Origin of the sequence: Streptococcus sp. VTCC 12905, from assembly GCF_049893385.1 — a bacterium.
GTDB classification, from domain to species: domain Bacteria; phylum Bacillota; class Bacilli; order Lactobacillales; family Streptococcaceae; genus Streptococcus; species Streptococcus suis_AA.
Genome location: NZ_JBMVJC010000001.1, coordinates 36,064 through 56,249, shown reverse-complemented (window position 1 = coordinate 56,249; position 20,186 = coordinate 36,064). Strand labels below are relative to the sequence as shown.

The following is a 20,186-nucleotide window of genomic DNA, read 5'->3' as shown; positions in this document are numbered from 1 at the left end:
GTTCAATCCCAATTTTATCAATGTTTGCCAACACGAATACGGTTGATTGCTCGTTGAAGTGCAACTGTAGCTCGTTTTTCCATATCAATATTCCGAGCGTTCTGAGCTTCTTCTAATTCACGCTCCGCTCTCAATTTGGCCCGTTCTGCTCGACTAATATCAATGTCTCGTTCCCTCTCAGCAGAATCAGAGACAATTGTTATCAAATCTTTGTTGATTTCGATGATACCACCATTGACTGCAATCCAATCCACGTGGTTATCATCATCAACACGTCGTACTTTCATCTCATCAATTTCTAAAACAGCAATCAATTCTAAGTGACCTGGATAAATCCCCAATTCTCCCTCTTTGGTCTTAACCAAAACAAAGGCTGCATGGTGATCATATTTTATTCCATCTGGTGTCACTACTTGAACAGTCATATGTGCCATATGCCACCTCTAGTATTTCATTTTAGCAGCTTTAGCGACTACATCCTCAATTGAACCAACATTTCGGAAAGCATCTTCAGGCAAATGATCATGTTTACCATCTAAAATTTCCTTAAAACCTTTAACGGTTTCTGCAACAGGAACGTAGGAACCTGGCATACCTGTAAATTGTTCAGCAACGTTAAAGTTTTGAGACAAGAAGAATTGAATCCGACGTGCACGACCAACTAAAGTCTTTTCCTCATCAGACAATTCATCCATACCGAGAATGGCAATAATATCTTGCAATTCTTGGTAACGTTGAAGAACACGTTTTACTTCCATCGCTACAGCATAGTGCTCCTCACCTACAACTTCAGGAGCCAAGGCACGAGAAGATGATGCTAATGGATCAACCGCTGGATAAATACCTAATTGAGTCAACTTACGCTCCAAGTTGGTTGTAGAATCCAAATGGGCAAACGCTGTTGCTGGAGCAGGGTCAGTATAGTCATCCGCAGGAACATAAATCGCCTGAATAGAAGTTACAGAACCCTTCTTAGTTGAAGTAATCCGTTCTTGCAATTGTCCCATCTCAGTAGCAAGGGTTGGCTGATAACCAACGGCTGAAGGCATACGACCCAAGAGGGCTGACACTTCTGAACCTGCTTGAGTGAAACGGAAAATATTATCAATAAATAAGAGAACGTCTTGACCTTCAACATCACGGAAATATTCAGCTATCGTCAAACCAGTAAGGGCAACACGCATACGTGCACCTGGTGGCTCATTCATCTGACCAAAGACCATGGCTGTTTTTTCAATAACACCAGACTCTTTCATTTCCCAGTAAAGGTCGTTCCCTTCACGAGTACGCTCACCAACACCAGTAAATACAGAAATACCACCATGTTCTTGAGCGATGTTATGAATCAATTCTTGGATAAGAACTGTCTTCCCAACACCGGCACCACCGAAAAGTCCAACTTTACCACCTTTAAGATATGGAGCTAAAAGGTCAATAACTTTAATACCTGTTTCCAAAATTTCATTTGAAGTCGATAATTCATCAAAAGAAGGAGCCTTTTTGTGAATCGGTTCACGCTCAAAATCTGACGGAAACGGTTCCTCAAGGTCAATTGTGTCCCCTAAAACGTTAAAGACACGACCAAGCGTCTTTTTGCCAACTGGAACTGAAATCGGACGACCTGTGTCAAGCACTTCCATTCCACGAGTCAATCCGTCAGTTGATTCCATAGCAATTGTCCGAACAACCCCGTCACCAAGCTCCAGTGCAACTTCTAGCACAACTTTTTGTTTAGAATCATCATTTTTATATACAACAAGTGCATTGTTAATCTCAGGAAGTTTATCTTCTGCTGCAAACGCGACGTCTACAACAGGACCAACAACCTGAGTAATTTTACCTGAACTCATTCTATTTCCTCTTTTCCTAACCTACTCAAGAGCTGATGCGCCGGCAACAATCTCAGTGATTTCCTGAGTAATAGCAGCCTGACGCGCCCTATTGTATTGAATTGTTAAATCCGAAATAACATTCTTCGCATTATCTGTCGCAGTCTGCATCGCAGTCATACCAGCAGCATTTTCAGCAGTCTTAGCATCCAAAAGCGCCCCGTAAATGGTTGATTCTGCGTATTGAGTCAACAATTGGTCCAATATCATTTCACGATTTGGTTCCAATTCAAATGTCGCCGTATAGCCATCTACTTCATTATGGTCTAAATCTTCAACAGGAAGCATTTGCTGTACACGTACTTGGCTAGTCAAACTATTTACATGATGATTGTAACAAACATAAAGTTCATCAAACAGCTCATTTTTATACATTTCTACAGATTTAGAAATGATTTTTTGGACTTCTTCAAAGCTAGGATTATCAGCAATTCCACGCAATTCAAACACAGGGTTGATACCACGTGCGCGGAAAAAATCAGCACCCATCCCCCCAATAGCAATAATCTCAAACTCTCCATTTGACTGATGGTCCTGATTAATCATTTCCATAACAGCTTTTAAAATACTAGAATTATAAGAACCTTTTAAGCCACTATCTGAGGTGATGACAATATAACCCACTTTTTGAATAGGACGTCGAATGAGCATCGGATTACTAGTATCTGATGTCATTAGTTCACCACGTAACAAATCCGTCGTAATCGCCCGAACTTTACTAGCATAAATCTGAAATGATTTCGACAACTGCTCTGATTTCGCCAACTTTGATGCAGAAACCATCTGCATGGCACCTGTGATTTGACTGGTTTTCTTGGTTGATGCTATTCTTAATTTGATTTCATTAAGAGAACCTGCCATCCTATACTCCTTTATTTAAAGATTGATTGGTCTTTGAATGTTTGAATAGCAGTATTCAACTCATCCGTATCTGGAAGATCTTTCGTTGTACGAATGACATCCAAAAGATTATCATAGTGCAAATCAAAGTATGCATACAACTCTTCTTCAAATGCTAAAATATCATCAATCGGAACTGAATCCAAATATCCATTTGTCAAAGCATACAAAATCAAAACCTGTTTTTCAACTGGAAGTGGTTTGTGCAATGGTTGTTTCAAAACTTCCACTGTACGTCGACCACGATTGAGTTTTGCTTGTGTTGCTGCATCCAAATCAGACCCAAATTGCGTAAATGCTTCCAATTCACGATAAGAAGCCAAATCGATACGAAGGGTACCAGCAACCTTTTTCATGGCCTTAATTTGGGCGGAACCACCAACACGTGATACAGAAGATCCGGGATCAATCGCTGGACGAATACCAGAGTTAAACAAATCGTCTTTTAAGAAAATTTGTCCATCTGTAATGGAAATCACGTTGGTTGCAATATAAGCAGAGATATCACCAGCTTGTGTTTCAATAAATGGCAAGGCTGTAATGGAACCTCCGCCCAATTCATCAGAAACTTTTGCGGAACGTTCCAATAAACGACTGTGCAAGTAGAATACATCCCCTGGATATGCTTCACGACCTGGAGGACGGCGAAGCAAGAGAGACAATTCTCGATATGCTACCGCTTGTTTTGATAAATCATCGTATACAATCAAAACATGTTTGCCTTCATACATAAATTCTTCCGCCATTGCAACCCCAGCATAAGGTGCTAAGAAAAGTAATGGGGATGGTTGTGAAGCAGATGCTGTCACAACAATAGTATAATCTAACGCGCCATATTGACGAAGTGTTTCTACTTGAGTACGAACTGTAGATTCTTTTTGACCGATTGCTACATAGATACAAATCATATCTTGACCTTTTTGGTTCAAGATAGCATCAATAGCTACAGAAGTTTTACCTGTTTGACGGTCACCGATAATCAATTCACGTTGTCCACGACCAATTGGTACCAAGGCATCAATCGCTTTCAGACCAGTTTGAAGGGGTTCATTTACTGATTTACGCTGCATAACACCTGGTGCTGGGTATTCAATCGGACGAGTTTTGCTTGTGCGAATTTCGCCCAATCCATCGACTGGTTGCCCCAAAGGATTAATGACACGACCAATCAATCCAGACCCAACTGGTACTTCCATGATTTTTCCTGTACGACGAACAACTGAACCCTCACGAATATCTGTAAATCCGCCAAGAATAATGATACCGACGTCATTTGTCTCCAAGTTCTGAGCCATACCAATGGTGCCATTTTCAAAGATTAACAGCTCTCCACTCATGGCATTATCAAGACCTTGCGCACGTGCAATACCATCACCAATGTAGGTAACTACACCAGTCTCTGTATAATCAAAGTTAGGTTGAAACTCTTCGATTTGTTGTTTTAGTAAAGCGCTAATTTCTTGTGCATTTATCAAAAGAACACCACTTTCTATAGTTTTTTTCTAACATCCTTTAATTGTGTACGAACACTTGCGTCAATTACTTTATGGTTAATTGTCAAAACAAAACCACCTAATAATGAAGCATCCAGTTCTTCAACAATATTATGAACACGCAAACCAAACCGTTCCTCGACTAATTGACGTAAACGAGATTTTTGTTGTTCCGTTAATGGATAAACTGATGCAATATGTGTATCAAACTCATTTTTTAATTTACTGATTTGAAGTTGAGCGCGTTCAAGAGTTTCCAGAAGTAAATCTGCATGTCCATCTCGAATCACATCTTCAATTAAATCATTGATTTGCCAATAACTAGATTGACGAACAGTGCGTACAAAAGCTGCTTTTTCTTCTCTTGAAACTGTAGCCGACAATAAGAGACGGTTCAATTTACTATCATGAATGATAGTTATCAACTCAGAAATCTGATCATACATGTTCCAAATTTCTGAACTGTCACTGACTTTTTCAACAAATGATAGAGCATACTTTTGCACGAGGGCATTTTCTCTAGCGTTCATCTACTTGACTCCTAATTTGTCCAAATACCGATCAATCAAATTGCTGTGTGCCTGTTGATCCAAATCTTCAAAAATAATTTTTCCTGCAATATCGACTGCCAAATTAGCAACTTGAACGCGAAGTGTTTCTTGAACCTCACGTTTTTCAGATTCAATTTCCATTTGTGCTTTTGTTTTCAAGCCTTGCACTTCAACTTCAGCCTGTTCAAGAATTCGTTTTTTCTCCAATTTAGCACGTTCTACTGCGTCTTGAATGATTTTTTGTCCTTCAATACGACCTTGCACTAATTCATCTTCTCGTTGTTTCACAAGGTCAGCTGCAACTGCTAATTTTTCTTCAGCCGCATCAATATCACCTGCAATCTTCTTTTCACGTTCTTCAAAAATTCCAGTAATTTTATTCCAAGCGAATACACGAATTAAAATAATTAAAACTGCAAAAGATGCTGTAACGAGGATAAAATTTCCTAGTACAGTACTTGACTGCATTGTAATTTGTGTCGTCATTATTTATCCCTCTCTTACTCACTCTCTCCATTTATTTTCTTATTCAGATACATAGATACCAACATAACAAATACATAACTCTGTAAGCATGAAATAAATACAGAGAAACCTGTCCAAACAATGTTTAGAACAAAGGCTATTGGGTATGCAAATGCATTTTGTTGAGATAATTGTAGAAGAAGAGAAACAAGCACTTCACCGGCATAAATATTACCATATAAACGAAGAGCAAGCGACACAAGACTGGTCACTTCTTCCAAAATATTCATTGGAGCCATTGCCCAAGGTGTAACAAAAGATTTAAAGTATTCTTTAAAGCCACGACGGCGAATCCCTTCAAAATGACAAAAAAGTATTGCTATACCAGCAAGACCAAAGTCGTATGCCATATTAGCAGTTGGAGATGTCCACAAATTTTGTCCCTCTGGTGTTTCCAACTTCGTCATTAATCCCAAATTATTGGCAAGCAAAAGAAAAGTGAAAACTGTAAAGAAAAACAAAGAATAGCGCTTTGCTTCCTCTTCACCAAGGTTTCCTTTTGTAAAGTTGATCGTTAGTTCGTAAACATATTCCAAAACATTTTGTTTTCCTTTTGGCTTAAGTTCCATCCGACGACTAGCCCAAAACACAAGTAAGAAAATAACCGAAATGATAATGACTGAAACCAATACCATGGTCAAGTCAAAGGTTACGGGACCAAGGGTAAGGGTTGGGCTTAAGGTTTCTTCCAATTGAGGTTCCCCCCTTTTCTATTTCTCTATTTTCTACTATTTCAAGACGAATGTCATAGCCAAAGTGACGAAGAAAGTTCCCTCGATAAAGGCAACACCCAAGAAAACACCAGACATCAATTTACTTTGCATTTCTGGTTGACGTGCAGACGAACTAATATAAGAAGATACCAAAAGTCCCTCACCGATACTTACACCAAGACAGGCCAAACCAAGGGCCAATGCGCCTAAATTCATAACGAATTCTCCTTTTAAAATTTAATACCATGTAAGGATACTCCTAAAAAACCTATTTGTCAAGAAAATATCGCTGTTGGAAGCGTTTAATTCGCATTTCTAAAAGAAAAAGAAAAGACTTTTCATCTTTTCTACCTATTTAATAGTTTCATCTTTAATAGTTTCATCCATATGATCAGATTCTTCAATAAATCGTTTAGCCATTTTTTCTCGATTGATTTGATCCATATCGAGTGTGATGGCATCATCTGATACAAGGTCTGTGTCTGCAAAGAATTCAATATGATTTGCTAAATTCTTCAGTTCAACAGGCGCTTCTCCTCCAAACTCACCATCCAAATTAATCATCAGTCTGTTTGTAGATTGAAGGTTTTCTATTGTCAAACTCTTAGTCTTAATGTACTCAATTAATTTACTGCCGATATGTTTTCCACCATCTAAAACCTGACGAATTAAATGCAAAATTTCAAATAAGTTGCCTGTTTTAACCATCAATAGTGTAAAATTACCATCATCTAATTTTGCATCTGGAACAATTTGTTCAAACCCCCCAATTGAGTTGGTAAGGGCTACAAAAATTAAGGATACAGATCCTTCAAATACCCCTTGATCATGCTTCACTCTAACTGGTGTAAATTGGACTCTTGGTAACAACTCGGCCCCTTTTACCACATATGCCAAATAGCCAAACATAGTCTTAAGCTGACTTGGAACGCTATAAGTAAGCTCAGTTAAGGTTCCAGCAGCTGCAATATTTATAAAATAATGCTCTTGTTGAGTACCATTTTTTTTATTTTTTGCTAAGCCAATGTCCATTAAAATGGTCTGCTTCTTGCCAATTATCTTTGCTGCCTCGACTGGATTTCCTCTTGGAATTTTTAATGCACGCGCGTAGTCATTTGTTGTTCCTGTAGGAATAATAGCCATTTTAGGCCTTTTTTCAAGTGGAGCAATGCCATTGACCACTTCATTGATAGTACCATCACCACCTGCAGCAATGATTAAATCAAATCCATCAAGTGCGGCTCTTTTTGCTTCATTTTTTGCAGAATCTGGCTCAGGAGTAGTTTGAAAAGCAGACGTTTCATATCCATATCCTTCAAAAATGTGCAAAACTTCTGCTACATTTTTTTTCATAATTTCCTGACCCGAAGTCGGATTATAAATCAATCGCGCACGTTTTCTTTTTTTCATCGTTCATTCCTTTTAAAGGTTTTCTAGCCAAGCTTCATCTTTTATTTCAATCCCGAGTTCTTGTGCCTTGGCCAGTTTACTACCAGCATCCGTTCCTGCGACAACAAGATTTGTTTTCTTAGAAACTGAGCCAGCTACATTCGCTCCTAAGGATTCTAATTTAGCCTTAGCCTCATTGCGTTTCATTCTTTCCAATTTGCCCGTTAATACAACTGTCATACCGGATAAGGCAGCATTTTCATCTGCTACCTGTCCAAGATAAGCTAAGTTTACCCCAACTTCCTTAAGTTCGTGTAAAAGTTGTTGAGCTCCTTGACTAGTAAAATAAGTTGTAATTGACTTTGCAATGACTTGTCCTAATCCTTCTAACGAGGCAATAGTATCTTGATCAGCTTTTGCTAACGATTCCAAATCGCCAAATTTTTCCAATAATATTTTACTTGCTTTGCTACCAACATGACGAATTCCCAACCCAAATAAGAGGCGCTCCGCTGAATTTGTTTTGGAACTTTGGATTGCTTGATATAATTTTTCAGCTGATTTTTCCTTAAACCCATCTACAGTCAGTAAATCGTTGACCGTTAATTGATAAATATCTGCAACATCATGAACTAATTGTGACAGGAACAATTTTTCAACGATAGACGTTCCCAATCCTGCAATATTCATGGCATCACGACTAGCAAAATGTTCCAACTTACTCATCAACTGACTTGGACACAAAGGATTGATACAGCGCAGGGCAACTTCATCTTCATAATGTTGTAGGATACCAGCACAACTTGGACAGATAGTTGGGATAGGCATCGGTTCTTGAATGGTACGATACTTGTCCACCACTTTCAACACTGCTGGAATAATGTCTCCTGCTTTATATACAATAACTGTATCACCAATACGAATATCCTTTTCGGCGATATAGTCTACGTTGTGCAAGGTCGCTCGACTGACCGTCGTCCCCGCTAATTGAACAGGACTGAGGTTTGCAGTTGGAGTTACGACACCCGTACGACCAACAGTCCAATCAACCGACAAGATTTCAGCTTCCTTTTCCTCGGCTGGGAATTTATAGGCAACAGCCCATCGTGGTGCCTTGACCGTAAAACCCAACTCTTCTTGTGCAGATAAATCATTTACTTTAATGACTATGCCATCAATCTCATAGGGGAGATCATCTCGGCGCTCTGCCATTTTTTCAATAAACTCCCACACATCATCAATGGTATTTGCCAAATGATAATCGTGATTTGTCGTAAAACCAAGGGTATCTAGCTTATGAAGAACCTCTGATTGACTGACTGCATCAGATGGACTCACCTCTTGGTAAAAAAAGGTAGCAAGTCCACGTTGAGCAACGACAGCTGTATCTAATTGACGGAGGGTTCCTGCAGCGGCATTTCTAGGGTTAGCAAACTCAGCTTCTCCAGCCTCTTCACGTTGTTTGTTAACACGAGCAAAAGAAGCTTTGGGCATATAACATTCCCCTCGAACGGTAATATCAATCGCCTCGGGCAAGGTCAAAGGAATATCAGCTACACGTTTTAAATTCTCAGTAATATTTTCACCAATACTGCCATCCCCGCGTGTAGCTCCAACAACAAGTTTTCCAGCTTCATAGGTAAGGGAAATGGAAAGGCCATCAATCTTCAGCTCACAAATATAACTTGCCTGTGGAAATTCCTTGCGTACACGCTGATCAAACGTTTCTAATTCTGCACGCGAAAATGCATCCTGCAGACTAAAAAGAGGATAAACATGGCTATATTTCTCAAAACCATCTAATACTTTCCCACCCACTCGATGGGTTGGGCTATCTGGTAAAATCAGTTCTGGATGTGCTGTCTCGAGCTCAACTAACTCACGATAGAGCTTGTCATATTCGGCATCCGATACACTTGGTCGATCCAATTGATAATATTCTTTAGCATACTGATTCAGCAAGCTAACTAATTCTGTTATTCTTGTTTCCATAAGAGTATTATAACATGATTTGAAGTTGCTAAGTATATTTTGGACTTCAAATCAATCAGATTCTTTTAGATATTTTTGGGTAAAAAAGGTATAATGAGCATATATTATTTTTGGAGGTGCCCCATGGCTGTAACATATAAACGACAAGATGATTTAGAAAAAATGCTCGAAGAATTTGCTTCATTTGAAAATCTAGAAGAAATTGAGTATCCAGATCCAAAATCAAAAATAAATTCCGGAAAAAACAACTTGAAGCAGGATGATAAATAGTATGTTTGATTTCAATCAACTTCCTACCTCCGTTCTGCAGGCAGGGGCTATTTTCCTGTCTATTATCATTGAAGCCTTACCCTTTGTATTGATTGGAGCAATGATTTCTGGTTTTATCGATGTGTTTATCACCCCTGAGAAAGTACATAAACTCCTTCCCCAAAACAGGGTTCTCGCCATTCTTTTTGGCACCTTTATTGGTTTTATTTTTCCTTCCTGCGAATGTGGGATTGTTCCAATTGTCAATCGATTATTGGAGAAAAAAGTTCCCCAATACACAGCTATCCCATTCCTAGTTACTGCTCCTGTAATCAATCCCATTGTACTATTTGCAACGTATACTGCATTTGGTAATTCTATGCTTTTTGCCACGTATCGTGCCTTAGGAGCAATCCTTGTTTCAGTCGTACTGGGGATCATTCTAGGTTTCTTTGTAAAAAATCCGATACTGAAAGAAAATAAGTTAAGCCATCACCAACATGATTATTCCAATAAGACAAGCTGGCAAAAAGTCGGTTTTGCACTTATTCATGCTATTGATGAATTTTTTGATACGGGTCGCTATCTGGTTTTCGGTTGCCTTTTTGCTAGTTTGGTTCAGGTTTATATTCCAACTGCTGTCCTGACGACCATTGGTCACAATCCATTATCTGCCATTCTGCTGATGATGTTATTGGCGTTTCTTCTTTCACTTTGCTCAGAGGCAGATGCCTTCATCGCTGCATCTCTTTTATCAAGTTTTGGCTTTGCTCCGGTGATGGCCTTCTTGGTCATCGGACCAATGATTGATGTCAAAAATTTACTCATGATGAAACATTACTTTACAGGTAAATTTATTATTGGATTTATCTCGGTTATAACTCTAGTCATTCTAGGGTATAGTCTCCTACTTGGAGGTGTGGCATGATTCGATTTTTAATTCTTGCAGGCTATTTTGAGATGACCATGTATCTTTATGTCTCTGGAAAATTAAACCAATACATCAACCTACACTATAGTTACTTAGCATTTCTATCCATGGTCTTATCCTTTATATTAGCTATTGTACAATTGTATATTTGGGTAAAAGAGATAGAGACACACAGCCATCTGTCAAAGAAATCAGCCAAGTTTGCCAGTGTAGCCCTCTTATTGATACCACTTTTAGTTGCCTGGCTCTTCCCGACCGTCAGCTTGGATTCAACTACTGTCGCAGCAAAAGGCTACCATTTCCCGTTAGCTGCGGAAAATGATACGACGACTCAGACGCAAGAAGGAACGACGGTTCAGTATCTCAAACCAGACAGTTCTATTTATTTTACAAAATCTGCCTATCAGAGTCAGATGCGTGAAATTGCCAATCACTACCTCGCTGAAGATCAGATTATTGTCACTAGTGAAAATTACATGGAGGTGATGGAGGCAATCTATGACTATCCTACGGAATTTTCAGGAAAAACTGTTGAGATGGTAGGTTTTGTCTATAATGATCCTGACAATGTTCATCAACAATTCATCTTTCGCTTCGGAATTATACACTGCATTGCAGACTCAGGGGTATATGGCCTGCTCTCTACTGGATCTGATACTCCATTTTCAAATAACACCTGGATTAAAGCCAAAGGCATAATCAGGGTTACTTACCATACCTCATTGAAACAAAATCTTCCAACATTAGAATTGCAATCTATTGTCCAGATTGAACAACCGGACTCTCCATATGTTTACCGTGTTTTCTAATAATTTCGCCTTAAAAGTGAATTTTCTGACAATTTATGCTATAATAGTTTTTATACTCAACAGATAGGAATGAAATTATGTCATCACATGTATTGTTTACTATTTTTGGTGCTAGTGGCGACCTTGCCAAACGCAAACTCTATCCTTCATTATTCCGTCTCTACAAGGCTGGACATATCAGGGAAAACTTTGCCGTTATTGGTACCGCTCGAAGACCTTGGACCAAAGAATTTTTTGAACAAACTGTTATTGAATCACTTGGAGACTTACCAGATACTCCACGCCAAGCCCATGAATTTGCCAGCCATTTCTACTATCAAAGTCATGACGTTAATGATACGGAGCATTATGTAGCATTACGTAAATTGCAGGAAGACTTGTGTGAAAAATACGATACTCAGCACAACAAGGTCTTCTTCCTTTCTATGGCGCCGGAATTTTTCGGTACAATTGCCAAACATCTCAAATCTGAGCAGATTGTTGACGGACAAGGTTTTGAACGTTTGATTATTGAAAAACCATTTGGAACAAGTCTTGCAACTGCTACGAAGCTCAATGATGAGTTGGCTGCTGCATTTAATGAAGACCAAATCTATCGTATCGACCATTACTTAGGTAAAGAAATGGTGCAAAATATCTTTGCAGTTCGGTTTGCCAATATTATTTTTGAACATGTCTGGAACCGTGATTATATCGATAATGTCCAAATTACTTTTGCTGAATCAATTGGGGTTGAGGACCGTGGTGCCTACTATGATCATTCTGGTGCACTAAAAGATATGGTACAAAATCACGCACTTCAAGTTCTGTCACTTTTAGCAATGGATAAACCAGCTACTTTCAAAGAAGAAGATGTTCGAGCTGAGAAAATTAGAGTTTTCCAACACCTTCGCCATCAAACTGATGAAGAATTGAAACAAAACTTTATTCGTGGCCAATATACTGCAGGTTCTATTGATGGGAAAGATTATGTCAGCTACCTAGATGAACCTAATATTGCCGATGGTTCACAGACTGAAACATTTGCTAGCGGTGTCTTCTTTGTCGATACAGACCGTTTCCGCGATGTCCCATTCTTCTTCCGTACAGGTAAACGACTAACCGAGAAAGGGACTCGTGTTACAATTACCTTTAAACATGCGGAAAATATTTTTGGTCAGCCTTCTGAAGCAAATGTATTGACAATCTATATTCAGCCTACTGAAGGCTTTATGTTATCCATAAATGGAAAAGAAGTTGGTCCGCACTTTGCCCTTGCTCCTGCCAAACTCAACTTCCGTCACAATGCTACTGCTCTTGGCAATTCACCTGAAGCCTATGAAAAACTCTTTTTCGATGTCTTAAATGGCGATTCCACTAATTTTAGCCATTGGGAAGAAGTAAAAGCAAGTTGGAGTCTGATTGACCGGGTAATCGATATTTGGTCAAGTAATCAGGTTCCATTGCATACCTATTCTGCTGGGACAATGGGGCCACAGGCCGCATTCGATTTACTAGATCATTACGGATGCAAGTGGGTATGGACGCCGGATGTTTGGTATCGTGAGCGTGGCCTCCTATAATAAATCATGTACAAAACTGGATTACTCCAGTTTTTTTCGGAGAAATATTTTAATGACTGAAATAGAGACAATTCTGAGCCAACTCGAGGAAGCCAGCCATGCTGGAACTCTCAAACGCTATGATAAAAATGGTGAGACAAAGCCATATTATGGTGTACCAATGGGAGCCCTCTCAAAAATCGCAAAGACTTACATGAATCAATCCGATCTCTTTGTACCGCTTTGGCAAACCGGCATTCTTGAAGCTCAATACCTAGCCATTCAAATTGTCAAAAACAAGCCAGACCAACTTGAAGCTTCTGACCTAAAAAGTAGTATTAGTAAACAAGCCTCCCACAATGTTCTAGATAAACTTGCCTCCCTTATTCTTAGTAAACGAAGGGATAGCAAAGACTGGGAAGAATACTTACTCACCCAAGACCAAGCTATTTTTCAACGACTTGGATGGTTCCTTCGGGCCAAATATTTTGCTAGAAAAACCGCTACAGACCAAGAAATTGAACAAACACTTACTTATATCAATGAGCATTTAAAAACTACGGATCCACTTATCCAGTGGACCATGAACCAGTGCTTGGTAGAAATTGCAGTTACATATCCTGACTATCTAGAAAAAGGGCGGGCAATCGGACAGAAATTAGGAGTATATTCTGAAATGAAAGTTGCCAAAGGTTGTACTTCAGCCTATGCACCTGACTGGATTGAGGCTTTATTGCGGAAAAAATGAAAACACAAAAGTAGCTAACTTTCTCAGTTAACTACTTTTTTTCATTCTATATCAATCCTTCCAAAAGTCCACGCATGAACTCTTCAGATTTGAACTCACCGATATCATCGATTTTCTCACCGAAACCAATCAGTTTAACAGGAATATCCAACTCCTGACGGATAGCAAGGACGACACCACCTTTGGCTGTTCCGTCTAGCTTGGTCAGGACAAGACCTGTTAACGGGGTAATCTTTGCAAATTCCTTTGCCTGACTGAGAGCGTTTTGACCAGTGGAAGCATCCATGGCTAAGAGGGTTTCATGCGGTGCATCAGGAAGAGTCCGTTTGATGATGCGACCAATTTTTTCCAGCTCTGCCATGAGGTTGTCTTTATTCTGCAGGCGACCAGCTGTATCAATCATGAGAATATCTACGCCTTCTGCTACGGCACGTTGGACACCGTCAAAGACCACACTAGCTGGATCTGATTTTTCAGGTCCTGTGACTACAGGCACATCGACACGGCGCCCCCACTCGACCAGCTGGGCTACCGCCCCCGCACGGAAGGTGTCCGCCGCAACCAGCATGACTTTCTTGCCAGCTTGCTTGTATTTGTAGGCCAACTTACCAATTGAAGTCGTCTTCCCAACGCCGTTGACACCCACAAAGAGCATCACTGTCAAATCATCTTGGAAATTGATCTGCTCACTAAACTGACCATCCTTCTCATAAATATCCACCAATTTTTCAATGATGACACGACGGAGTTCCTCTGTCTTCTTGACATTTTGTAACTTGGCTTCATAGCGGAGCTCCTCAGTCAGAGTCGAAGCTACTTGCACGCCAACGTCTGACAAAATCAACAATTCTTCTAACTCCTCGAAAAATTCCTCATCCACTGAACGGAAATTAGCAAAGAATTCATTGAGCCTTGCACCAAATCCAGTTCTTGTTTTCTTCAAAGTCCGCTGGTACTTGTCTTGCTCACTTTCTTGTACTTCTTGTACAATTTCTTGAACTGGCTCTTCTTTTGGTTTTGTCTGAATAGCAGGATCAAAACCTTTCTCTTGCGCCTCTTTCACGCGGGCAGCTGCTGCTTCTTTGGCCGCATAATACTGAGCCATCATATCAAGTGTCCGTTGTTTTTGCGCTTCTTGTTCAGCAGTCAAGGGTACAGCTTCTCCACCTTCTGCTGAACTATCATCAGAATTGGTCGCAACCACAGCCACTTGTTCATTTTCAGCTGTCTGGTGCGTTTCAACTTCTTCACCAACTTCAACTTGTTTTTGTTCCTGCGATTCTTGTCCAAATAATCGATCAAATAATCCCATACTTAGTCCTCATTTAATACATACTGTTGGATAGCCCAGGCAATGCCATCTTCATCGTTTGTTTTTGGTAAAACAAGGTTTGCAGCAGACTTAATTTCGTCTGTTGCATTAGCCATTGCAACGCCTAAACCAGCCCATTCGATCATCGAAAGATCGTTACCTTCATCACCACAGGCCATCACTTCCGATTGATTAATTCCCAAATGCCCAATCAATTTTGCTAATCCATTTGCCTTATGGACTCCTTTTGGACTCCATTCTAGAAGCATGTCACGCGATTTGAAAATTTCAAAACGATCGTACAACTCTCTAGGAATTTTTGGAATTTGTCCATCCAAAAAATCAGCTGCTACAGCTGTCACCGCCTTATTATAGACAAAATCTTCTGGCATCTCCTCATCTGTCACATCAATTTTATTCAGCAAAGGATTGGCCGTTAGATACAGAGATTCATTGACCGCTGGTAATGAGTAAACATCTCCTCCATACAAGACATCCAGAGGTAGGTCCAATTGATTGGTTACTTGTCGAATTGCACGAACATCATCAATGCTGAAGCCAGTTTTATCTAAAATGCGCCCTGTATTTTCTTGTACCAATCCACCATTAAAGGTGATGGAATATTGATTTTCACCTAAGAGGTCTAATTCTTCCAAAAAAGCACCAATAGCTTGTAAAGGCCGTCCTGTTGTTAAGACAACATAAGCACCTTGTTGCCGAGCTGCTAACAAGGCCTGCTTATTGGCTTCTGAAATTCGTTTATCCGACGTCAGAAGAGTTCCATCCAAATCTAGTGCAATCATTTTAATTGCCATATACTTCCTCCTCTAAATAAGCCAGTACAGCTCCATCATTGCAATGACCAATAATCTGATCAGCTAGTGCCTTCACTTCCTCTCTTGCATTTTCTGTTGCAATGGCAAGACCGACAAAGTCCAACATATCTAAATCATTTTGATTATCCCCAAAGGCAACTACATCTCGTCCTGTAATTCCAAAATGACTGCACAAATGATTCAATCCAACTGATTTATTTGAACCATTAGGAATAATATCAATATTGTCAAAACCTGTTGTCACGGCTGTCACACCTTCAAAGGTCTGATTGAGCCACAATCTTGCTTGGTCCATCTCATCTGGGGTGAATTTGGCATTAATCTTTATTATTTTTTCCTGGACATCTTCAAACGAGTCGACCAATTGAAAATGAGCATAATAATTTGTCATTGCTCCTAAAAATTGAGGCTCAGCATTTTTTAACAAATAAAAGTTTTCGAGTCCAGACAATACCATGGAACGACTACTTCCATAAGGACCGGCATCAATTCCAGCAATAATAGGCAAGTAAACTTCTGGACGAATCGGTTCATCCAGAAAAATCATCTGACCTTGATACTCAACAATAGAACCATTTTCAGCAACAAACCCGATTTCATCTGCAAATTCTTCAAAAACTAACTTTAGACTCTGCAAAGATCTCCCGCTTGCCGCCACAAATAAATAGTCTTTTTCCTTAAACTGATCCAGAATCCGTCGGAAACTTTTTTTATCAAAGCTATGATTCTCACGTAAAAACGTACCATCCATATCACTGGCATAAATTTTTTTTATCATAATTTCTCCATATCCTTCAATTTGACAGATACAATCTTTGATACACCAGATTCCTGCATGGTTACCCCATAAATGGCATCCGCTGCAGCCATTGTGCCCTTTCGGTGTGTCACGACAATAAACTGACTTTCCTTATCAAAGCGATTGAGATAGTCTCCGAAGCGTTTGACATTGGCCTCATCCAAGGCTGCCTCCACCTCGTCAAGTATCACAAACGGGATGGTCTTCACTCGGATAATGGAAAATAGCAGAGCGAGGGCCGAAAGTGCCTTTTCGCCACCGGACATGAGGTTGAGAGACTGGATTTTCTTACCCGGAGGCTGAACAGATATTTCAACACCTGCAGTCAAAATATCATTCTCTGTCAAAATCAAATCAGCTGAACCACCGCCAAACATTTGTTTGAAAGTTTGCTTGAAACTTTCACGAATAGCTTCAAATGTGACTTTAAAGCGTTCTTTCACCTCATCATCCATCTCATGAATGGTATCAAGAAGAAGATCACGCGCTGTCAAAATATCAGTCCGTTGCTCATTGAGGAAGGTTAGACGATTATTGACTTCGTCATACTGCTCAATCGCATCCAAATTGACTTGACCCAAAGCTCGAATAGCTCTTTCCAAGTTCTTAAGATTTTGTTCGGCACTAGCAAGGTTTTCAACTGCCTTGGCCTGAGACTGAGCAGCTTCAAAACTTAATTTAAAATGCTCGGTCAAATTACCAAGTAAAGTCCGTAATATATCGCCCGCTTGCTCACAATCCGCCTCTAACTTAGCCTGCTTACGAATCAAATCATCATTCTTAGTCCGAGCTTGTTGCAATCTTTTTTCCAGGTCTTCAAACTGCCCATCAATATCTTCCAATTCAAATTTTAAGCGAATTAGGATCTGATTGGTCTGGCTTTGCTTATCAGATGCTGCCTGCAACTGCTCTTCTAGAAGCTCTATAGTCGTATCTTCTAGAGCCACTACTTTCTGATTGATCAAATCTTCAAGGATAGCAATATCCTTTTCGGTAGTTGTTTTTTCTTCTTGCAAGCGTCTCAGATCTATCTGTTCAAAACGAAGTTGACTGATCGCTTCAGCCTGTACCAAAGTTAGTTGCCCCTTCTGAGTCTGTAGTTTCTGCAAGCTTTCTTGAATACTATCACGATTATCACGGACTTGATTGATTTGTTGTTCCAAGGCAATTTTTTTCTCATTCAAAGCTTGAACGTTTGCTGCTTCCTTAGTAGCTTCTTCATCTAGCTCAGTCAAAATGGTCGGACTAACCTGACTCATTTGCAGGTCATACTGGACTGAAAGCTGAGCCAGTCTATTTTCTGCCTGTTCCAGATGAATCCTTGCGCTCTGCTGGTTCAATCTAGCTTCTTCCCCCTCAGCCTTAATCGTTTCCAAGGCTTCTGTGGTCTGGTCTAAGCTAGTTTTCTTAGCTGCAACCAAGCTTTCTTGCTCCTGCAACTGGCTAGACAGCTCTTCTATTTCTCCTAAAAGAGCATCCAGTTCGGGTTTGATAAAGGTCGTACTGTTATTTCGATTGCTACCACCAGCAAAGGCTCCACCAGGACGGATTTCCGCTCCATCCATGGTCACCATACGTACTTGAAATTTGGTTGCCCGCGCTGCCTTATTAGCATGGTCAATGGTATCAAAAATCGCGATAGTGCCTAGCAAATTTTGGAAAATCACATCTAAATTTGGCTGATAAGTCACCAAATCACTTGCTAAACCAAAAAATCCATCGGAAGATTCTAGTAAAGAGATTTGCTGTCCAGAAAGCTGACGTGGCTTGATAGTTGTCAGAGGTAAGAAGGTTGCTCGTCCTTGCCGTTTTTCTTTCAAAAATGCGATAGCTCGTTTAGCAGTCGCTTCATCTTCAACAATGACATTTTGACTAGCACCACCAAGAGCAATTTCCAAAGCCGTTTGGTAGCGAGTGTCAAAGGTCAATTGTTCACTGACTGCTCCAATAATTCCTCCTAAGCTTGGTGCCTCCTGTAAGACAGCCTTAACCCCCGCGTAAAAATTGGAGTGATTTTTCAAAATGGCTTCCAAACTAGATTGGCGAGCCTGTTTGCCTTTCAACTGATCCAACAAATCAAACAAACGACCTTGTTCAGACTGATAAGTAGCCTGAACTTGATCCAATTCTGATTTTTTGGTCTGATAGCGCTCAAGTAACTGGCGTAACTCGTGATCAGCTTCTTCTAAACTTTTCCGACTCTTATCAAGTTCTTCTTGAGCTGTTTGTTTTTCCGTCTGCAAGCGTGCCAAGTCTTCAGATTTACTCTCAGAAAGACTGATTTGATTGGCAATATCCTGCTGAATCTTGGTCAGACGGTTTGAAGCTTCTGCCTCTTCTTGCATCAGAGCCACGTACTGTTCCCGCAGACGATCTAAAACCTGATCAGGATCTTCTGAAAAGTAGGAAATTTCTATGTTTACCGCAGCAATATCTTCTTTCAAACTAGACAATGAATTCTCTAATTGCTCAAGAACACCCTGCTTTTGTTCAATTTGTTCTTCCAACTGCTCTCGTCTAGTCAACAAGTTTTCCAAACGCGCCTGCGCTTCTTGACGACTTGATTCGTTTTGACTAGATTCCAGTTTATGGACCTCAATTTTTCGCTCTAAATCACTGATTAACTTGGTCACATCCAGTAAAACTGCCTGTTCGCGGTCTAATTGTACTGACAAGCGGTGGCGCTTCTCTTTTAAAGACTGGTTTTCTTGCTCTAGCTCAGAACGCTGTTTGTAGTAACTGGTCAATTCAGTTTTGACAGATTCTAGTTCGGCTTCTTTTTCCGACAACTTTTCCTTACCAAGCGACAACTGAGCCACCAAAACATCTAAGTATAATTCCTTGCGCTGTCCATCTAATTCTAAAAACTTCTTAGCAGTTTGTGCCTGTTTCTCCAATGGCTTGACCTGATTATCTAATTCGTAGATAATATCGTCCAAGCGATCCAAATTGCCTTGAGCCTGAGCCAGCTTACTTTCTGTTTCCTTTTTACGAGTTTTATATTTTAAAACACCTGCAGCCTCTTCAAAAATTGCACGGCGTTCCTCAGGTTTGGAATTGAAAATTGCTTCAACCCGCCCTTGTGAAATGATAGAAAATGAATCCCTCCCTAAGCCAGTATCCATGAAAAGATCATGAATATCTCGCAGACGAACCTTTTGCCCATCAATCAAGTACTCACTATCACCAGATCTATAAATATGGCGCTCGACTTTAATTTCTTTATTTTTATTTACAATAAAGCCTGAGCTATTATCTAGGGTTACCACCACAGAAGCAAAATTGAGTGGCTTACGATTTTCCGTTCCTGCAAAGATAACATCAGGCATCTTGCCTCCACGTAGGCTTTTAGCAGACGACTCTCCCAAGGCCCAACGCAGACTTTCAGTGATATTGGACTTTCCAGAACCATTTGGTCCTACAACAGCCGTCACTCCACGGTCAAAGACGACTTTGGTCTTATCCGCAAAGGACTTAAAGCCCTGCATTTCAATCGATTTAAGATACAT

Annotated in this window: 19 protein-coding genes; 5 read left to right on the top strand and 14 right to left on the bottom strand. The window is 40.1% G+C overall.

Going from position 1 to position 20,186, the window contains the following annotated elements; genetic code table 11:
• Positions 1–17: 17 nt before the first annotated feature.
• The 10 genes from ACPC58_RS00260 to ligA form a co-directional block, all read right to left on the bottom strand.
• The gene (locus tag ACPC58_RS00260; protein WP_434064901.1) at positions 18–434 is read right to left on the bottom strand and encodes a F0F1 ATP synthase subunit epsilon; all 417 of its coding nucleotides are present in this window, start codon (positions 432–434) and stop codon (positions 18–20) included.
• Positions 435–443: 9 nt separating this feature from the next.
• A complete protein-coding gene (gene atpD, locus ACPC58_RS00255) occupies positions 444–1,850 on the bottom strand; it encodes a F0F1 ATP synthase subunit beta (protein WP_434064900.1) in 1,407 nt (468 codons plus the stop codon).
• Between the two features lie 21 nt (positions 1,851–1,871).
• The gene (locus ACPC58_RS00250) at positions 1,872–2,750 is read right to left on the bottom strand and encodes a F0F1 ATP synthase subunit gamma (protein ID WP_217373890.1); all 879 of its coding nucleotides are present in this window, start codon (positions 2,748–2,750) and stop codon (positions 1,872–1,874) included.
• An 11-nt stretch (positions 2,751–2,761) separates the two neighbouring features.
• The gene (gene atpA / locus ACPC58_RS00245; RefSeq protein WP_434064953.1) at positions 2,762–4,282 is read right to left on the bottom strand and encodes a F0F1 ATP synthase subunit alpha; all 1,521 of its coding nucleotides are present in this window, start codon (positions 4,280–4,282) and stop codon (positions 2,762–2,764) included.
• A complete protein-coding gene (locus tag ACPC58_RS00240) occupies positions 4,279–4,812 on the bottom strand; it encodes a F0F1 ATP synthase subunit delta (RefSeq protein ID WP_434064899.1) in 534 nt (177 codons plus the stop codon). Before ACPC58_RS00240 ends, atpA begins: the two co-directional genes overlap by 4 nt.
• Positions 4,813–5,319: a F0F1 ATP synthase subunit B gene (atpF, locus tag ACPC58_RS00235; RefSeq protein ID WP_289648698.1), complete on the bottom strand. Its 507-nt coding sequence runs from the start codon at positions 5,317–5,319 to the stop codon at positions 4,813–4,815. It abuts the gene before it with no gap.
• A 14-nt stretch (positions 5,320–5,333) separates the two neighbouring features.
• A complete protein-coding gene (gene atpB, locus ACPC58_RS00230; RefSeq protein WP_289648697.1) occupies positions 5,334–6,050 on the bottom strand; it encodes a F0F1 ATP synthase subunit A in 717 nt (238 codons plus the stop codon).
• A gap of 36 nt (positions 6,051–6,086) precedes the next feature.
• Positions 6,087–6,287 (bottom strand): F0F1 ATP synthase subunit C, encoded by a 201-nt coding sequence (locus ACPC58_RS00225; RefSeq protein WP_171988714.1) that lies wholly within the window; start codon positions 6,285–6,287, stop codon positions 6,087–6,089.
• 135 nt (positions 6,288–6,422) lie between these two features.
• Positions 6,423–7,481 carry a diacylglycerol kinase family lipid kinase gene (locus ACPC58_RS00220; protein ID WP_289648696.1) on the bottom strand — a complete coding sequence of 353 codons (1,059 nt, stop codon included), beginning with the start codon at positions 7,479–7,481 and terminating at the stop codon, positions 6,423–6,425.
• 12 nt (positions 7,482–7,493) lie between these two features.
• Complete coding sequence (gene ligA, locus ACPC58_RS00215; protein WP_434064898.1) at positions 7,494–9,452, bottom strand: NAD-dependent DNA ligase LigA; 1,959 nt, start codon at positions 9,450–9,452, stop codon at positions 7,494–7,496.
• A gap of 123 nt (positions 9,453–9,575) precedes the next feature.
• On the opposite strand from ligA, the gene ACPC58_RS00210 reads away from it, so the two are divergent.
• The 5 genes from ACPC58_RS00210 to ACPC58_RS00190 all read left to right on the top strand — a co-directional run bounded on the left by ACPC58_RS00210 (position 9,576) and on the right by ACPC58_RS00190 (position 13,730).
• Entirely contained in the window at positions 9,576–9,722 is a 147-nt protein-coding gene (locus ACPC58_RS00210) for an SPJ_0845 family protein (protein ID WP_172035713.1), read from the top strand.
• 1 nt (position 9,723) lies between these two features.
• Complete coding sequence (locus ACPC58_RS00205; protein ID WP_434064897.1) at positions 9,724–10,629, top strand: permease; 906 nt, start codon at positions 9,724–9,726, stop codon at positions 10,627–10,629.
• Complete coding sequence (locus ACPC58_RS00200) at positions 10,626–11,441, top strand: TIGR03943 family putative permease subunit (protein ID WP_434064896.1); 816 nt, start codon at positions 10,626–10,628, stop codon at positions 11,439–11,441. The genes ACPC58_RS00205 and ACPC58_RS00200 overlap by 4 nt, the downstream gene beginning before the upstream one ends.
• A 77-nt stretch (positions 11,442–11,518) precedes the next feature.
• Positions 11,519–13,003 carry a glucose-6-phosphate dehydrogenase gene (zwf, locus tag ACPC58_RS00195; protein ID WP_434064895.1) on the top strand — a complete coding sequence of 495 codons (1,485 nt, stop codon included), beginning with the start codon at positions 11,519–11,521 and terminating at the stop codon, positions 13,001–13,003.
• A gap of 52 nt (positions 13,004–13,055) precedes the next feature.
• Positions 13,056–13,730: a DNA alkylation repair protein gene (locus ACPC58_RS00190; protein ID WP_434064894.1), complete on the top strand. Its 675-nt coding sequence runs from the start codon at positions 13,056–13,058 to the stop codon at positions 13,728–13,730.
• Positions 13,731–13,776: 46 nt separating this feature from the next.
• Here the strand turns inward: ACPC58_RS00190 and ftsY are convergent, their stop codons facing one another.
• The 4 genes from ftsY to smc are packed head-to-tail and all read right to left on the bottom strand — an operon-like array spanning position 13,777 to position 20,186.
• Positions 13,777–15,042 (bottom strand): signal recognition particle-docking protein FtsY, encoded by a 1,266-nt coding sequence (gene ftsY / locus ACPC58_RS00185; protein ID WP_434064893.1) that lies wholly within the window; start codon positions 15,040–15,042, stop codon positions 13,777–13,779.
• 2 nt (positions 15,043–15,044) lie between these two features.
• Positions 15,045–15,857 carry a Cof-type HAD-IIB family hydrolase gene (locus ACPC58_RS00180; RefSeq protein ID WP_434064892.1) on the bottom strand — a complete coding sequence of 271 codons (813 nt, stop codon included), beginning with the start codon at positions 15,855–15,857 and terminating at the stop codon, positions 15,045–15,047.
• On the bottom strand, positions 15,847–16,656 hold the full coding sequence (locus ACPC58_RS00175) for a Cof-type HAD-IIB family hydrolase (RefSeq protein WP_434064891.1): 810 nt from the start codon (positions 16,654–16,656) through the stop codon (positions 15,847–15,849). The genes ACPC58_RS00180 and ACPC58_RS00175 overlap by 11 nt, the downstream gene beginning before the upstream one ends.
• Entirely contained in the window at positions 16,653–20,186 is a 3,534-nt protein-coding gene (smc, locus tag ACPC58_RS00170; protein WP_434064890.1) for a chromosome segregation protein SMC, read from the bottom strand. Before smc ends, ACPC58_RS00175 begins: the two co-directional genes overlap by 4 nt.

Bases quoted from the DNA above. Each gene is read 5' to 3' on its own strand.
- ACPC58_RS00260 (WP_434064901.1), bottom strand. From the start codon at position 434: ATGGCACATATGACTGTTCAAGTAGTGACACCAGATGGAATAAAATAT.
- atpD (WP_434064900.1), bottom strand. From the start codon at position 1,850: ATGAGTTCAGGTAAAATTACTCAGGTTGTTGGTCCTGTTGTAGACGTC.
- ACPC58_RS00250 (WP_217373890.1), bottom strand. From the start codon at position 2,750: ATGGCAGGTTCTCTTAATGAAATCAAATTAAGAATAGCATCAACCAAG.
- ACPC58_RS00240 (WP_434064899.1), bottom strand. From the start codon at position 4,812: ATGAACGCTAGAGAAAATGCCCTCGTGCAAAAGTATGCTCTATCATTT.
- atpF (WP_289648698.1), bottom strand. From the start codon at position 5,319: ATGACGACACAAATTACAATGCAGTCAAGTACTGTACTAGGAAATTTT.
- ACPC58_RS00225 (WP_171988714.1), bottom strand. From the start codon at position 6,287: ATGAATTTAGGCGCATTGGCCCTTGGTTTGGCCTGTCTTGGTGTAAGT.
- ACPC58_RS00220 (WP_289648696.1), bottom strand. From the start codon at position 7,481: ATGAAAAAAAGAAAACGTGCGCGATTGATTTATAATCCGACTTCGGGT.
- ligA (WP_434064898.1), bottom strand. From the start codon at position 9,452: ATGGAAACAAGAATAACAGAATTAGTTAGCTTGCTGAATCAGTATGCT.
- ACPC58_RS00210 (WP_172035713.1), top strand. From the start codon at position 9,576: ATGGCTGTAACATATAAACGACAAGATGATTTAGAAAAAATGCTCGAA.
- ACPC58_RS00205 (WP_434064897.1), top strand. From the start codon at position 9,724: ATGTTTGATTTCAATCAACTTCCTACCTCCGTTCTGCAGGCAGGGGCT.
- ACPC58_RS00200 (WP_434064896.1), top strand. From the start codon at position 10,626: ATGATTCGATTTTTAATTCTTGCAGGCTATTTTGAGATGACCATGTAT.
- zwf (WP_434064895.1), top strand. From the start codon at position 11,519: ATGTCATCACATGTATTGTTTACTATTTTTGGTGCTAGTGGCGACCTT.
- ACPC58_RS00190 (WP_434064894.1), top strand. From the start codon at position 13,056: ATGACTGAAATAGAGACAATTCTGAGCCAACTCGAGGAAGCCAGCCAT.
- ftsY (WP_434064893.1), bottom strand. From the start codon at position 15,042: ATGGGATTATTTGATCGATTATTTGGACAAGAATCGCAGGAACAAAAA.
- ACPC58_RS00180 (WP_434064892.1), bottom strand. From the start codon at position 15,857: ATGGCAATTAAAATGATTGCACTAGATTTGGATGGAACTCTTCTGACG.
- ACPC58_RS00175 (WP_434064891.1), bottom strand. From the start codon at position 16,656: ATGATAAAAAAAATTTATGCCAGTGATATGGATGGTACGTTTTTACGT.
- smc (WP_434064890.1), bottom strand. From the start codon at position 20,186: ATGTATCTTAAATCGATTGAAATGCAGGGCTTTAAGTCCTTTGCGGAT.